12 protein-coding genes are annotated in these 14,550 nt (G+C 59.0%); 5 read left to right on the plus strand and 7 right to left on the minus strand.

The genetic code is table 11. The annotated features are described in order from the left end of the window. Positions 1-23: 23 nt before the first annotated feature. The 3 genes from JSY17_RS21065 to JSY17_RS21075 all read right to left on the minus strand — a co-directional run bounded on the left by JSY17_RS21065 (position 24) and on the right by JSY17_RS21075 (position 2,151). Positions 24-359, minus strand: coding sequence for an antibiotic biosynthesis monooxygenase family protein (locus tag JSY17_RS21065; protein ID WP_117186313.1), 336 nt, complete (start codon positions 357-359; stop codon positions 24-26). Then, positions 356-1,090: a CTP synthase C-terminal region-related (seleno)protein gene (locus JSY17_RS21070; protein ID WP_206402875.1), complete on the minus strand. Its 735-nt coding sequence runs from the start codon at positions 1,088-1,090 to the stop codon at positions 356-358. The genes JSY17_RS21065 and JSY17_RS21070 overlap by 4 nt, the downstream gene beginning before the upstream one ends. 128 nt (positions 1,091-1,218) lie before the next feature. Continuing rightward, positions 1,219-2,151, minus strand: a complete 933-nt coding sequence (locus JSY17_RS21075) for a 2-hydroxyacid dehydrogenase (RefSeq protein ID WP_117166221.1) — start codon at positions 2,149-2,151, stop codon at positions 1,219-1,221. A 176-nt stretch (positions 2,152-2,327) separates the two neighbouring features. On the opposite strand from JSY17_RS21075, the gene JSY17_RS21080 reads away from it, so the two are divergent. Then, a complete protein-coding gene (locus JSY17_RS21080; protein ID WP_200999500.1) occupies positions 2,328-3,482 on the plus strand; it encodes a glycerophosphodiester phosphodiesterase in 1,155 nt (384 codons plus the stop codon). A 134-nt stretch (positions 3,483-3,616) separates the two neighbouring features. Continuing rightward, positions 3,617-4,960, plus strand: coding sequence for a CDP-diacylglycerol--serine O-phosphatidyltransferase (gene pssA, locus JSY17_RS21085; RefSeq protein ID WP_206402876.1), 1,344 nt, complete (start codon positions 3,617-3,619; stop codon positions 4,958-4,960). 59 nt (positions 4,961-5,019) lie between these two features. On the opposite strand, the gene JSY17_RS21090 is transcribed toward pssA, so the two are convergent. The 3 genes from JSY17_RS21090 to ku are packed head-to-tail and all read right to left on the minus strand — an operon-like array spanning position 5,020 to position 9,410. After that, the gene (locus JSY17_RS21090) at positions 5,020-5,994 is read right to left on the minus strand and encodes an aldo/keto reductase (RefSeq protein WP_117186309.1); all 975 of its coding nucleotides are present in this window, start codon (positions 5,992-5,994) and stop codon (positions 5,020-5,022) included. Then, complete coding sequence (gene ligD / locus JSY17_RS21095; protein ID WP_201013448.1) at positions 5,991-8,504, minus strand: DNA ligase D; 2,514 nt, start codon at positions 8,502-8,504, stop codon at positions 5,991-5,993. The genes JSY17_RS21090 and ligD overlap by 4 nt, the downstream gene beginning before the upstream one ends. A gap of 21 nt (positions 8,505-8,525) precedes the next feature. After that, positions 8,526-9,410, minus strand: coding sequence for a non-homologous end joining protein Ku (gene ku, locus JSY17_RS21100; protein WP_117186308.1), 885 nt, complete (start codon positions 9,408-9,410; stop codon positions 8,526-8,528). Between the two features lie 239 nt (positions 9,411-9,649). On the opposite strand from ku, the gene JSY17_RS21105 reads away from it, so the two are divergent. The 3 genes from JSY17_RS21105 to JSY17_RS21115 all read left to right on the plus strand — a co-directional run bounded on the left by JSY17_RS21105 (position 9,650) and on the right by JSY17_RS21115 (position 13,115). Next, entirely contained in the window at positions 9,650-10,450 is an 801-nt protein-coding gene (locus JSY17_RS21105) for a hypothetical protein (protein ID WP_206402877.1), read from the plus strand. Between the two features lie 419 nt (positions 10,451-10,869). Next, entirely contained in the window at positions 10,870-12,009 is a 1,140-nt protein-coding gene (ssuD, locus tag JSY17_RS21110) for an FMNH2-dependent alkanesulfonate monooxygenase (RefSeq protein ID WP_117183762.1), read from the plus strand. Beyond that, on the plus strand, positions 12,009-13,115 hold the full coding sequence (locus tag JSY17_RS21115; RefSeq protein ID WP_122370489.1) for a sigma-54 interaction domain-containing protein: 1,107 nt from the start codon (positions 12,009-12,011) through the stop codon (positions 13,113-13,115). The genes ssuD and JSY17_RS21115 overlap by 1 nt, the downstream gene beginning before the upstream one ends. Here the strand turns inward: JSY17_RS21115 and JSY17_RS21120 are convergent. Further along, the gene (locus JSY17_RS21120) at positions 13,104-14,531 is read right to left on the minus strand and encodes an FAD/NAD(P)-binding protein (protein WP_117186306.1); all 1,428 of its coding nucleotides are present in this window, start codon (positions 14,529-14,531) and stop codon (positions 13,104-13,106) included. The two genes, JSY17_RS21115 and JSY17_RS21120, sit on opposite strands and share 12 nt — an antisense overlap. Positions 14,532-14,550: the final 19 nt, after the last annotated feature.

Here is a 14,550-nt window from a genome sequence, read left to right on the forward strand (position 1 = left end):
GGCCAAAGGGCCGAATCATTGTTTCAGCATGTCTGGGCCTCGAAGGCATAGTCCCGCTCGACCTTGCAGACTCTGGTGGTACAGGCCTCATACCAGTGCGCACGTCCCAGCTCTCGCACCCGGGCATGTTCGATATGCTGCTTCCATCCCAGGATGGCCTGCTCGTCCGTCCAGTAGGAAACGGTGATTCCCAGGCCGTCAGCATCGCGAGCCGACTCCACGCCCAGAAAACCCGGTTGCTCCCTGGCCAGTTCGACCATCCTGTGGGCCGCCACTGCATAATCATGGGCACCCTGGGCCGTGCGCAACGAGGAGAAGATCACTGCGTAATAAGGCGTTGGAAAGCAGGCGGCGATCATGGACAGATACCTTCAGCACGACGGGCGCAAGCCCTGACGAAAGCCGCAACCAGCGCCGGAACCACACCCTGCAGGGCCGCCCGCTCTGGCTGGAACAGTGTGGCGACAAAAAACGGATGGCCTTGCAGCTCGATACTGCGAATATCCCCTTCCGGTCCGCGACCGCTGACCTTCAGCCCATGGCCGAACATCGAGGCCTCCAGCTCAGGACGCAGGCCGTAGCGGCATCGATAACGCTCGGCAATTTCAGACGTGCCGTAGGCTTGAGCGATCAACGAATCGGGCAGCAGTTTGATCGCCGCCGTGGTTTCAACCAGCGAACAGCTCAAGGGAGTAATGATGGTGCGAGGCGAGTCCGGTGAGGTTTCGGCATGCTCGGCGTCCTGCCAGCCCAGGCAATTGCGGGCATATTCGATCAGGGCATGCTGAAAACCGCCGCAGGTGCCCAGAAACGGTATCTGCCGCTCCCGGGCAAAACGAATGGCGGTCAACGCTCCCTGCATATCCCGATAAGGACTGGCGGGCACACACCAGATACCGTCGAAACCGGTCAGGATTTCCCCCTCCCCGATCTCCGGTGTCGGCAGCCATTGATGCTGAACTTGAGGGCTGTCTATGACGGCCCCCATGTCCAGTGCCAGTGGAATCGCCTGATGCGCAGGCACCTCTGGATCGAAATCCCCTACCAGACCGATTCGCAGCGCCTTGCCGTTACCGTCCTGCATGTCCATGTCCCTCCCATGTGTGTGGTCGGGACTATAAGCGTGCCTGAGTGCAATCAGAATTGGCGTTGCAGCAAGCATTCAATGCCTGAATGCACACTCGGTTTTACTCATTGGAGAGGACGGAGTGAATCGCCTCAACCATGAACCGGTGTCAGAACCGGCTGCCCGGAGAAGAACGCCAGCAGGTTCTTGTTGACCATCAGGACCATGTCCTTCGATGCCTCGGGAGAAAGCCCGCCCACATGGGGGGTCAGCACCACATTGTCGAGGGTCTTGAAGACATCCGGCACTTGCGGTTCGTCATCGAAGACATCCAGGCCCGCACCGGCAATCCGGCGCTGCTGCAGGGCTTCGACCAACGCCTGGGTATCGACGACGCTGGCCCGGGCGATATTCACGATATAACCCTGCGGCCCCAGGGCCTCGAGCACCCGGGCATCGATCAGATGCTGCGTGCCATTGCCGCCCGGCGTCGAAATGATCAGGAAGTCCGAAGCCGCCGCCAGTTCGAGAACGGTCGCGTACCACAGGTAATCCACATCGCTGCGGGCCTTGCGGTTGTGATACTGGATCGACATATCGAATGCCTGAGCCCGCTTGGCAATGGCCAGCCCGACCGCCCCCAGACCGACAATCCCCAGGCGCTTGCCGGCGAATGACGGGCACGTGACCTTGCGCCATTCACTGCGCCGCACAGACGCATCGTTCTGAGGGATATCGCGCACGATCGCCAGCAGCAATGCCATCGTATGATCAGCCACGGTCGGCGCATTGACCCCGGCCCCATTGGTTACGGTGATGCCGCGAGCCTGGGCAGCCGCAAGGTCGACCTTCTCATAACCGGCCCCCGACACACAGATGATCCGCAGATGAGGCAAAGCGTCCATTTCCTCGGCAAAGAAACCCAAGGGGCCGCGAGTCATCACAGCGGAAATTTCCTGACCATGTTCGGCAATGGCCTCGGCCCGCAAGGCCGCCGTGGGCGCACGGATCAAGCGAAAACCGCTGCTCTCCAGAATCGGCAAATATTCATTAACGCTCTCGACCAGTACCAGTACCGTCGTCATGCACTTTTCCTTAACGGGTCATGAAAGGACTGACAGTAACGCGACTTGGGGTGCTTGGGCAGGGGGCAATGAAAGATGCACGATTTGAATCGTCACATCACTTCCTGTAAATGTGGTCAATGCTTCATGCCGTGGCTTCGTCATGACCCTTCATGCACACAAGGAACAAGCAGATCATGCAAGGATTTTCCCGATTTCCGTTTCACAAGAACCCGTTGGCCCGTTGGTTGGCAACCGCAGTCATGGCCGGTGTGATGCTGTCCACAGGCACGGCATCGGCAGCCGACGCGCCGGGCAAGGTCATCAGTGAGAAGAACGGCCTGCCCTGGCCGGCAGTGATCGCCCATCGCGGGGCTTCGTTCGATGCACCGGAAGAAACCATTCCGGCCTATACCCTGGCACGGGATCTGGGTGCGGACTATCTGGAAATGGATATTCAACGCACCAAGGACGGGGTATTGATTGCCCTGCATGACGACACGCTCGACCGCACCACCAATATCGCCCAGGTCTATCCCAAGCGCAGCAAGGACCCGGTCAGCAGCTTCACGCTGGCCGAACTCAAGGAGCTGGATGCCGGCTCCTGGTTCAACAAGGCCTACCCGTCCCGGGCTCGCGACAGTTATGCCGGCCTGCAGATTCTGACTCTGGATGAAGTGATCGATATCGCCGAAGGTGGCGCGAACAAGCCGGGTCTGTATATCGAGACCAAGGTCCCGACCCAGTTTCCGGGCATCGAGGCCGACCTGAAGAAGGCCCTGGCCAAGCGCGGCTGGCTCAGCCCACGCCCGGCAGCAGCGGCTGGCCATGTGAACGTCGCCCAGTCACCGGGGCGCGTCGTCTTGCAGACCTTCGACAAATCCAGTCTGGTACTGCTGCAGAAGGAAATGCCCAAGGTTCCCAAAGTGCTGTTGCTGTGGATCGGTGAAGGCTCGATAGAACCCAAGTCCAATGTTCCTTTCAAGGACTCCGGATTCAAGGACAAGGCCAGCTATTACGCCGCACAGGAAATCAAATCCCAGGAAGAGTTCGTGGCCTGGATCGACTGGGCAAAGGCTCATGGCGCCATAGGTACCGGCCCATCCTCGCAGCTCACCAACGGCGGCGACCAGAGCTACATGGACCTGGTCAAACCCTGGATGAACAACATAACCCACGACAAGGGCATGGTGGTTCATCCCTATACCGTGGATGAAGCTGTGGACTTCAAACAGATCAGCGCCGCAGGTGCCGACGGTTTCTTCACCAACCGCACCACGGAACTCCTCAAGTTCTATGGCCGGCCTGCCAAAGACAGCATCGATGCGATTCTGAAACGCAACGGTTACTGATCGAACGTACAGACCGCGTTGCCTGACGCGGTCTGTACATTACAAACAGACATCATTGAGACAGACTTCAACGGCGACCTCGTGTCGAGTCTGGTGTAAGCTCGTGCGCTGCCGGTTATCCCTTCGAGAGGCTTATGCAGTCCAACTTCCGACGCTCGACCCTGGCCACGCTTCGCGGTTTTGCCTTGTCCGACGATGCCATCACCATTGTTCCCTCTGCCGCTGAATACCGACGCTGCCTGCTGGAGAAGATCGCTTCTGCCACCCGGCGCATCTACATCATCGCCCTGTATCTGCAACAGGACGAAGCCGGGCAGGAAATCCTCGACGCACTGTATGCCGCCAAGGCTGCACGTCCCGAGCTGGATGTCGTGGTGCTGGTCGACTGGTTCCGTGCCCAGCGGGGGCTGATCGGGGCGGGTCGTCAGGCAGGAAACTCGGCCTGGTATCAGGCGCAGAATCTGGAATACGACGAAGAAGTCCCGATCCATGGCGTGCCGGTGCAGACCCGCGAGCTGTTCGGCGTACTGCACCTCAAGGGCAGCATCATCGACGACTGCGTCATCTACAGTGGCGCCAGCATCAATAACGTCTATCTGCACAAGCTCGACAAATACCGTCTGGACCGTTATCACCTGATCCAGAACAGACAACTGGCCGATGCCTTCGTGGACATGGTGCAGCGCGAAATCCTGCCATCGCCAGCCGTCCACCGACTGGACCTGCAATCGCCCCCCGACTCACGCAGCCTGCGTGGCGAGATCAGGGCCTTTCGCAGCAACCTGAAACGCGCCGCCTATGAAACCAGTGCTGGCGACAAGGAAAACGGCGAGCTGCGCATCATGCCACTGCTGGGCGTCGGCCCGCGCAACCCGCTCAACCGGGCCATCTGCGACCTGATCGCTGCCAGCAAGACGCAACTGACCATCTGCACGCCCTATTTCAACATGCCGGTGGCAGTGACCCGGGAAATCAATCGCGCCCTCAAGCGCGGCGTGAAAGTCGACATCATCATCGGCGACAAGACCGCCAACGACTTCTTCATTCCTCCCGAAGAGCCGTTCAAGGTCATCTCTGCCCTGCCCTACCTGTATGAAATCAGCCTGCGTCGCTTCGCCCAGAAGCACAAGAAGGCCATCGCCCAGCACCGGCTAAACCTGCATCTGTGGAAACACGGCGACAACACGTTCCACCTCAAGGGCGTCTGGGTAGACGAGCGCTATACCTTGCTGACGGGCAACAACCTCAACCCTCGCGCCTTCAACCTCGATCTGGAAAACGGCCTGTTGATCGATGACCCGAAAGGCCAGTGGATCCAGCCGCGGGAAGCAGAGATTCAACAGTTGATGCAGAACACCCAACGGGTTGGCCAGTACGACGAGCTGGATACCCTGGCCAATTACCCCGAAGGCGTGAGCAAGTTTCTGCGCCGGGTCAGCCGGGTCAGGATCGAGCGGTTGCTGTACCGGATTCTGTAACGGGTGGCTTTCGCGACTGAAGTCGCCCCTACCGTAGGAGCGATTTCAGTCGCCAATCGTCAGCCCACCAACGCAATCAACTGCTGCCTCTGGGCATCGGTCAGCATCGGGCCGAATCCTGCACCGGCATTCTCGGCCATATAGCGCGGGTTGCCGGTGCCGGGAATCACGCAGGTCACCGCCGGATTGGCCAGCAGGAACTTGAGCGCCAGTTGCGGCCAACTGGTCACTTCCACCTGTCCGGCCCAGCCGGGCAAGGGTTTTTCCTTGAGTCGCGAGAGCAGGCCTCCGCCGCCAAACGGCCGGTTGCAGATCACCGCCACACCGCGCTCCCGGCACAGCGGCAACAGGCGCTTCTCGGCGTCGCGATCATCCAGCGCATAGTTGATCTGCAGAAAATCCAGCGGCTCGGCCTTGAGCACGGCTTCCACTTCGTCATAAGCCGACGAGGTGTAATGGCTGATACCGATGTAGCGAATCCGTCCCTGCTCCTTCCACTCCCGCAGGGTCGGCAGATGGGTTTTCCAGTCCAGCAGATTGTGAATCTGCATCAGGTCAATGCGCTCGGTCTGCAATAACCTGAAGGACTCTTCCATCTGCTCGATACCTTCCTTGCGCCCACGGGTCCAGACCTTGGTCGCCAGAAAGGCCGGAGAACGGGGTTCGTGGATAGACAGCAACTCGCCTGTCGTCTGCTCGGCACGGCCATACATGGGCGAGCTGTCGATAACGCTGCCGCCCGCCGCAAACAGCGCATCGAGTACGGCACGCAATTGCCTGTAGGCGGGGCTTGAAGTCGCCACATCAAAACCGCGATAAGTGCCTAGCCCGACGACGGGAATGGGTTCGTCACTGGAGGGGATCGCTCGGGTCAGCATAGTCTTGCCTTCCTGGGTCAGCTTCGAGGGTGAAGACGGCGAAAGAATGGTCGGTGGCTTTTCGTTCGCAGCGGCGCTGTCGAACGCCAGTGCAGCCGCCGTTCCAGCAGCCAGAGTGAGCAGCCGCCTGCGGGTGAATCCGGTCGATGAGGTCATGGCTTTCTCCTGGTTGGTTCGGCCCCCAGTTGCTTCCACATCTTTTGCGTAATGCGCTGTCTGTTCTGATACCCCGCCCAGGGATCGGCCCCGAGCTGGCGCAAGCGCTGCTCAAGATTACCAATGTGCCACTGCCGGGAGGATTGCAACCCTTCCAGCTCATCACGACGGATGGGCACCGATACCGGAAGCCCGGGCCTGGCGCGCACGGAATAAGCGGTAACCGTACTGCCGCCTCGTGTATTGCGCAAATAGTCGACGAAGATCCGGCCGACACGGTTTTTCGGTCCCATCACCGCTGTGAAGCGCTCTGGCAACTGTCGGCTGACGAATTCGGCGATGGCCCTGGCAAACGCCTTGACGCTATCCCAGTCGGCCTGCCGCGCCAGAGGCACGATGATATGCATGCCTTTGCCACCACTGGTCTTGAGAAAAGCCTCAAGCCCCAGTTCTTCGAGCACCGCCAGAAGCATTTGCGTGGCTTCGATCATGCTGCGCCAAGGCAAGGCCGGATCGGGATCGAGATCCAGAACCATATGATCCGGGGTTTCGATCCGCTCGTGGGTCGCGCCCCAGGTATGGAATTCGATGGCGCCCATCTGGATGGCACCGATCAGTGCCTGCACTGTATCGATCTCCATCAACGGAGCATGGCCGGGGTCCAGGGCCGGGTCCAGTTTATGGATGTGCGGGATGACCAGCCGCTCGGCGTGCTTCTGAAAGAACTGCTCGCCCTCGACACCTTCAGGACAACGCAGCAAGGCAACCGGGCGGCTGGCCAGATGCGGCAGAATCCAGTCGGCGATGGATTCGTAGAAATGCGCCAGATCGATCTTCTGCGCCTTGCTTTCCCGGTCGATGTCCCGCTCAGGATGGCTGATGCCGATACCTGCCACATTGACCTTTTGGGCAGTCCTGGAGGCACTGGGCGCAGTAACCTGCTGCGGATACTCGCGAACGATATCGCTGGCAGGTTTATCGCTGCGCAAACCCACGAATGTCGCCTGGCGCAGAATGCCCTCACGGGTCCACTGGGCGAACTCCACTTCACAGACCAGTTGCGGCTCGATCCACTTGACGCTACGGCTCTGCGCCGGGTTGAGCGGCCTGGTCAGAGGAGATGTATCGCGCCACAAAGCCTCCAAGCGCTTATGCAATTGCTTGAGCAGAGCCGCACTGAAACCCGTCCCGACCCGACCGGCATACACCAGCCCCGCATCTTCGTCATTGACTGCCAGGAGCAAGGCCCCAAACCCGCTGCGGCTGCCCTGGGGAGCGGTATAGCCGACAATCACGAACTCCTGACGCAACCGGCACTTGAGTTTGATCCAGTCAGCATTGCGCCTGCTGACATAGGGGCTGCCGACACGCTTGCCGATCACCCCCTCAAGCCCCATAGCGCTGGCACTTTCGATAATGTCCCGATGCCCGGAGCGAAACGCATCGGAGTAGCGCAGCAAGCGGCTGCGCTGCTTGTCGAGTACTTGCCTGAGCGCTTCGCGTCGCTCCTCCAGAGGCGTATCGCGCAGGTCCTGCCCTTTCAAAAAAGGTGCATCGAACAGGTAATAAAGAATGTCCTTGCTGCGTCCGGTCTCGAAGGCATTCTGCAGCGCCTGAAAATCCGGCAACCCCTCTGCATCGAGAACCACCACCTCACCATCAAGCCAACTGTCCTTGAGTTTCATGGCCTTGAGCGCAGCCACCAGTTCCGGCATGCGCTCGGTCCAGTCATTGCCGTTGCGAGTCAACAGCTGCACCTCACCGCCATGAAAGCGGGTGAGGATTCGATAGCCGTCGAACTTGATTTCGTAGCGCCAGTCACCTTCGGGAGGCGCCTCTACCAAAGTCGCCAATTGAGGCGAAAGCTGTTCGGGGAAGGTGGTCTGCTTCGTGGGGCGGGGCTTTTTCGCCGTTTTTTTCTCACTGACGGTCCGCGTCACGCCCACTTGATTGCCGCTGATCACGCTTTGCGGCTGTTCGCGAGTGATGTCGTATTCGGCAGCAGGCCGGGAGACGGCATCCTTTTCCTTGATCAGCAGCCATTGCTCCTTGGCACCGCTGCCTTTGAGGCGCGTACGCACCAGTGCCCAGTCGCCGGTCAGCTTCTCCCCGGTGAGGGTGAACTTGAGCTTGCCCTGGCGATAGGACTCTTGCGGATCGCCATGGGGTTGCCAGATTCCCCGATCCCAGACAATCACGTCCCCGCCACCATATTGTCCTTTGGGAATACTGCCCTCGAAGCTGGCGTAACCCAGAGGATGGTCTTCCACATGAACCGCCAGACGTTTCTGTGTCGGGTCCAGACTCGGCCCCTTGGGCACGGCCCAGCTTTTGAGGGTCCCGTCGAGTTCCAGGCGGAAATCGTAATGCAGGTTGCGCGCATCGTGTTTCTGAATCACGAAACTCAGTGCCCGTGTACGCGCCTTGCCTTTCCTTTGCGGCGTTTCAGCAGGTTCGGAGGTGATTTCAAAATTGCGCTTGCGGGTGTATTCGCTGACGGACTTGACCATGATCAATTATCTCCGGAGCGCTCAGGAAGCCTTGCTGGCTTTCCTGGTAGCCGGACGCTGCTTGGCAGGCTGCCGGGGTTTGCCTTTGCTGGCCGGTTTGCTGCTCTTCGTTGTGCTCTTGCCCGCGAGGCTGCGCCTGAGCAGATCGGTCAGATCGATAACATCGGCACTCTGACGTTCCTCTTCGGCGGTATCGGTCCCCACCTCTTCGAGGTGACCTTCCCGGGCCTTGGTTTCGACCAGGTGCATGATCTTTTCCTGAAACGTGTCGCGGTACTCGTCGGGCTGCCAATCGGCACTCATGTCCTTGACCAGACGCTTGGCCATGTCACGCTCGCTCTTGGTCAGAGAGACATCCGTCACCGCTTCGGTCAGTTCGAGTTCGTCCAGACCTCGCACATCGGCTGGCCAGCGCAGGATCACCAGCACCAGTGCCGAGTCCAGAGGCATGACCGCGGCCAGATGCTCACGGGTATGGAGCACCACATTGGCCAAGGCTACCTTTTGGGTGTCTTTCAGGGTTTCGCGCAACAAGGCATAGACCTTGCCGCCCCGCTTGTCCGGGGCCAGGTAATAAGGCGTGTCGATGTTTTGCAAGGGAATCTGCTGGCTGTCGACAAAACCGAAAATCTCGATGGTCTGTGTCGCTCGCGGGTGAGCAGAGCGGATTTCCTCTTCGCTGAGCACCACATAGCGGTCCTTCTCGTACTCCACGCCCTTGACGATGTTCTGGCCGGTCACCTCCTTGCCCGTCACCTTGTTGATGCGCTTGTAGCCAACCGGGTCCATGCTGCGCTTGTCGAGCCAGTCGAAATCGACACCCTGGGACGAAGTCGCCGATACCAGCGCCACCGGAATATGCACCAGCCCGAAACTGATTGCTCCTTTCCATATTGCCCTTGCCATTACCTGTCTCCCGTTGCTCATCGTAAAAAATGACAGGGCTGCGCAGGCAAAAGTTTCGCCTCAGTGACGGGCGTTGCGAGTCAGGGAGAAAACTCGGCCCCGACGGGTGTTCATGCCTCAAGAGAATGCAAGTACTAATGATTGCAACAGTGCAATGATGAAAGATAAAAGTTCGAACTCAAGAAATCGGGACTCAAAACGTTATATTCCGCATCAATATCCGAATGAGTAGTCATTGAATGAATCAAGGGAATACCTGGCGTGAGGACATCCTTCCGCTTGTCAAACAACTGACCAGTTGGATAGTAGGCAAACCAAGTAAAACGTTAATCATGGTGGGCATCATGTTAGTGATACCCGGAACGACAGAGCTTATTATTGCCCTGCTTTCTCAGGTTTTTCAGGCACACCTTGGGCACCCACCATCAACTACATCAGCAAATGATGTCGGTTACTCACAAATAACGGGAGGCGTTTTACTCTTGATTGGCGTTGCCATGACCCTTTACGAATGGTGGCTACCCCATTCTGACAGGCGTAATCAGAATAAAACCTCGGCTGCTGCTGCGCGTCTTCAAGATCAGAAAAATCTGCGCAACAGCTACAAAACCGACAGCAATGCCGATCTGCAGACTAATTTTCAGCAGGCTTGGGGGCCAGTCGATGCAGACCCGCAACAAATTTTCAATGTACTGGACTATAAAGCCGACCCTGGCAAAGCGGTAAGGAGATTCATCAAAGGAATGGCACTCGTAAAAACAGAAAGTAACTGGTTTGCGCTGAAGCACAAATGGATACCGGCAGCATTCTGGATCTATTTTTCATTCTGTATTCTTTCGTTGGTAGTCAGTGCGCTTAATCTGGTTATCATCGCCGCTCACTTCGCTCCAGGCATGCCTGCTCTGTCGCCCGAAAAGGAATGGACCTTGGCAGTGCTGGGGATTACTGGCGTGCTGACGCTGATCACATTCAAATCCTTTCTGGATCTGATGCTTGAGTTCGGTAGTGCTGTCAATCTTTGCAAGATGCCTCCTCCATAACATAGCCCCCTCGCAGGCGCTGTGAAACCAGACGCCTGCCAGCAATTCGCAGCCCAATCCACCCAGTGAAATGCTGCGGCGCTATCTGCGTTAAGTGTTGCAAGTCCGTCAGAGGACCGTAGGAGGCAGCTTGCTGGCGACGCCACCGTTGTCGCCAGCAAGCTGCCTCCTACAGCATCATTACCAGCGCTGTACCAGCCCCCCATAACACTTAACGAGGACAGAACCAATGCTGCCTCAGAAACAGCTCGCCCCTTTATATTCAATAAAGATATAAAAATATATATTTCAGTTCTTTTACGGAATAAATCGCAGCCTTTATAACTGGCACCACTCCCGTGCTGTGAGCCAACTGTCTGCGAGGCAACAGTAGGTACTGTCCAGCGATCAACACTGCCTGATCTTCCCAAGGAATTGTCATGAACGTTTTCTGGTTTCTTCCCACCCACGGCGATGGTCATTTTCTGGGTACGACCAAAGGCGCACGCCCGGTCACTCTCAATTATCTGAAGCAGGTGGCGCAGGCCGCCGATGACCTGGGCTATCACGGTGTGTTGATTCCTACCGGCCGTTCCTGCGAAGACTCCTGGGTCATCGCTTCGGCGCTGGTGCCGCTGACCGAACGCCTGAGGTTTCTGGTGGCGATTCGTCCGGGAATCATTTCACCGACGGTTTCAGCGCGCATGGCTGCGACACTGGATCGCCTCTCAGGCGGTCGCCTGCTGATCAACGTGGTCACCGGTGGCGACCCGGATGAAAACCGTGGCGACGGCAGCTTCCTCGATCACAGCGAGCGTTACGAAGTCAGCGACGAGTTCCTGAAAATCTGGCGTCGCGTGCTGCAGGGCGAAGCCGTGGATTTCGAGGGCAAGCATCTGCGCGTGCAGAACGCCAAGGCGTTGTATCCGCCTATCCAGAAGCCTTATCCGCCGCTGTACTTTGGTGGTTCTTCCGACGCCGCTCATGATCTGGCTGCCGATCAGGTGGATGTCTACCTGACCTGGGGGGAGCCACCCGCTGCCGTGGCCGAGAAACTGGCCGATGTCCGCGAGCGTGCAGCCCGCAAGGGCCGCACCGTCAAATTCGGTATCCGCCTGCATGTGATCGTGCGCGAAACCAGCGAAGAAGCCTGGAAAGCCGCCAGCACCCTGATCGAACACATCAGCGATGAAACCATCGCTGCCGCACAGAAGTCCTTCGCCCGCTTCGACTCCGAAGGTCAGCGCCGCATGGCTGCCCTGCATGACGGTCGTCGCGACAATCTGGAAATCGCCCCGAACCTGTGGGCAGGCGTGGGCCTGGTACGTGGTGGTGCAGGGACGGCTCTGGTGGGCAATCCGCAGGAAGTCGCGGCACGCATCAAGGAATATGCGGATCTGGGCATCGAGAGTTTTATCTTCTCCGGCTACCCGCATCTGGAAGAAGCCTATCGCTTCGCCGAGCTGGTTTTCCCGCTGCTGCCTGAGCCTTATGCCAGCCTGGCAGGACGCGGCATCACCAACCTTACCGGCCCCTTTGGCGAAATGATCGCCAATGATCTGCCACCGCAGGCCAAGTGATGTCTGTGCAACTGCTGACCCTGCCGCCCTCGCCGGCCCTGGCGACTTCGATCCGGGCCACGGCCCAGGTTTTCGAGGACCCCAAATCCCGAGACTTGCTGGCTCACGTGCAGCAAGTGGCACCCAGCGATGCCAGTGTGCTGATCATCGGGGAAACCGGCACCGGCAAGGAACTGGTGGCTCGACATCTTCACGAACTCAGTCACCGCCGCGACAAACCTTTCGTGGCGGTCAACTGCGGTGCGTTCTCGGAATCCCTGATCGAGGCCGAACTGTTCGGCCACGAGAAAGGTGCCTTTACCGGTGCCCTGAGCGCCAAGTCCGGCTGGTTTGAAGAGGCCGATGGCGGCACGCTGTTTCTGGATGAAATCGGCGACCTGTCCATGCCTCTGCAGGTCAAGTTGCTGCGTGTCTTGCAGGAACGCGAGGTAGTACGCCTGGGTTCACGCAAAAGCATTCCCATCAACGTGAGGGTGTTGGCCGCGACCAATGTGCAACTGGAAAAAGCCATCAATGCCGGACATTTCCGCGAGGATCTGTATTACCGGCTGGACGTGGTGAATCTGGAATTGAGCCCGCTGCGCGAGCGACCTGGAGATATTCTGCCGCTGGCCCGGCACTTCATCGATATCTATAGCCAGCGCCTGAACTACGGCCCGATACGCATCAGTCCGGAAGCCGAACTCAAGCTCAAGAGCTACAGTTGGCCGGGTAATATTCGCGAGCTGGAAAACGTTATCCATCACACCTTGCTGGTCTGCCGTAACGGGGTTATCCAGCATGAAGACCTGCGCCTTTCGAACCTGAGGATCGAGCGTCAGGAAGAGGTGCCAAGAGGCGATGAGTCAGCGGAAGAACTGCTCAAGCGTGCCTTCCAGAAGCTGTTTGAAGAACAGGCCGGTGCGCTGCATGAAAAAGTCGAAGATGCCCTGCTAAGAGCAGCCTATCGCTTCTGCCATCACAATCAGGTGCACACCGCCAACCTGCTGGGCCTGACCCGCAATGTCACCCGGGCGCATCTGATCCGCATCGGCGAACTGGCCGTCAACAAACGCCGCCCCGGTGAAAACCTGCAAGGCGAGCAGATGCTGCACCTATCGGTCTGAGAGCAAGGCGGTCAGGTGCAGGGCCAGGGCCTTGGACTGGATCGCCACATCGGTCACCGCGGTACTTTCCCACCACATGCCCCGCAGCGGCGGGCCCATGGCAAACAGACGCGGTGAACGTCGTCCTTTGGCATCGAGAACCGCTCCGTCGCGCTCGGCGGCAATTCCCAACGCCAGAGGCCCTGGCTGAATCAGGCCCCGGGCCAGCAGTTGACGTGGCAAGGGACGGTCTACCCGACGCCAGTCGTATTCGATACCCGTGGAGTTGATCAGGGCATCTCCGGCAACCAGTGACGACTGGCTCTGACCGCGATGCCGGATCTGAATGTGCACCCGCCCCTGAGACAGGGACTTCACCCCTTGCAAAGAGGCCGCCTGAATGGTCAGCCGCCCCTGTTGCACCAGGTCTGCAAGCAGCGCAGCACTGGGCGGCGGCGAACGATGGTGATGGCTTTCCCACCAGGGCCGAACATGCCTGACGAACTGACGGCGCTGGCGATCGGAAGCCTGGTTCCACAAACGGCCGATATTGGCCCGTACCGTATCCAGAGGTGCTTGCCAGTCGATACCGCTTTCGATGGCCAGCTCACACTGTTCGCGCACCTTGCGTACCAATTGCCGGGTGCTGCGAATACTGTGGTCCTGTTCGAGGAAGTCGGCCCACTCCGGCGGCTGACGGCGGACATGAGGCAGCAGGCCATGGCGGGAAAACACCCGGATGGGGCCACGGTGCCCGGACTGCTGCAAGGACACCACGGCATCGACCATGGTCAGCCCGGAACCGATGATCAGAACCGTGGACTGAGGATCCAGCCGGCGCATGGCCTCGACATTCCAGGGGTCGAGCGCTGCCGCATTGAGGCCATTGGAATGATGCTGAGGCGTACGTGAGGCCGCGTACATGCCCGTTGCCAGCACCGCGAAACGGCCCTGCAATTCTGTCCCGTCGGCCAGGGTGACAGTGACACCCGACTCTTTGGTCAGCAGATCGACCGCTTCCCCGCGAACATGCTCGACGCTGGAGCCGTGAACCTGTCCGGCCGCCTGAGCCTCCCGCAGACGCTGCTGCACATACAACCCGAAGACGCCCCGTGGCGGAAACATCACCGACACCGGCACCGACTGCTCCCTTGATTCAGGCCAGCCGCCGTCGGCCAGGTACTGGGTCAGCCACTGGGTCAGGTCATCAGGATTATCGGGATCGGCACTCATGCGGGCAGCATTGCCATTGAGGGTATGTCCCGGCTCAGTGGCGCTGTAGGCTTCTCCCCTGCCCAGTTCGGCCCGGGGCTCGACGATCAGGATTCGTCGCATGCCGGGCTGGCGCAACAACTGGACTGCCAGCATGGTGCCGCTCAGGCCTCCACCAATGATCAGGACATCGGCTACGGCAGGCAGGATCTTGTCATCGCGCATCGAACATCGCCTCGGGCTG

Source organism: Pseudomonas capsici (assembly GCF_017165765.1).
GTDB lineage: Bacteria > Pseudomonadota > Gammaproteobacteria > Pseudomonadales > Pseudomonadaceae > Aquipseudomonas > Aquipseudomonas capsici.

Excerpts from the sequence above, each read along its gene's own strand:
- JSY17_RS21090 (WP_117186309.1), bottom strand. The coding sequence starts at position 5,994 with ATGACCTCATCGACCGGATTCACCCGCAGGCGGCTGCTCACTCTGGCT.
- JSY17_RS21105 (WP_206402877.1), top strand. The coding sequence starts at position 9,650 with ATGAATCAAGGGAATACCTGGCGTGAGGACATCCTTCCGCTTGTCAAA.
- pssA (WP_206402876.1), top strand. The coding sequence starts at position 3,617 with ATGCAGTCCAACTTCCGACGCTCGACCCTGGCCACGCTTCGCGGTTTT.
- JSY17_RS21115 (WP_122370489.1), top strand. The coding sequence starts at position 12,009 with ATGTCTGTGCAACTGCTGACCCTGCCGCCCTCGCCGGCCCTGGCGACT.
- ssuD (WP_117183762.1), top strand. The coding sequence starts at position 10,870 with ATGAACGTTTTCTGGTTTCTTCCCACCCACGGCGATGGTCATTTTCTG.
- ku (WP_117186308.1), bottom strand. The coding sequence starts at position 9,410 with ATGGCAAGGGCAATATGGAAAGGAGCAATCAGTTTCGGGCTGGTGCAT.
- JSY17_RS21080 (WP_200999500.1), top strand. The coding sequence starts at position 2,328 with ATGCAAGGATTTTCCCGATTTCCGTTTCACAAGAACCCGTTGGCCCGT.
- JSY17_RS21070 (WP_206402875.1), bottom strand. The coding sequence starts at position 1,090 with ATGGACATGCAGGACGGTAACGGCAAGGCGCTGCGAATCGGTCTGGTA.
- JSY17_RS21120 (WP_117186306.1), bottom strand. The coding sequence starts at position 14,531 with ATGCGCGATGACAAGATCCTGCCTGCCGTAGCCGATGTCCTGATCATT.
- ligD (WP_201013448.1), bottom strand. The coding sequence starts at position 8,504 with ATGGTCAAGTCCGTCAGCGAATACACCCGCAAGCGCAATTTTGAAATC.
- JSY17_RS21065 (WP_117186313.1), bottom strand. The coding sequence starts at position 359 with ATGATCGCCGCCTGCTTTCCAACGCCTTATTACGCAGTGATCTTCTCC.
- JSY17_RS21075 (WP_117166221.1), bottom strand. The coding sequence starts at position 2,151 with ATGACGACGGTACTGGTACTGGTCGAGAGCGTTAATGAATATTTGCCG.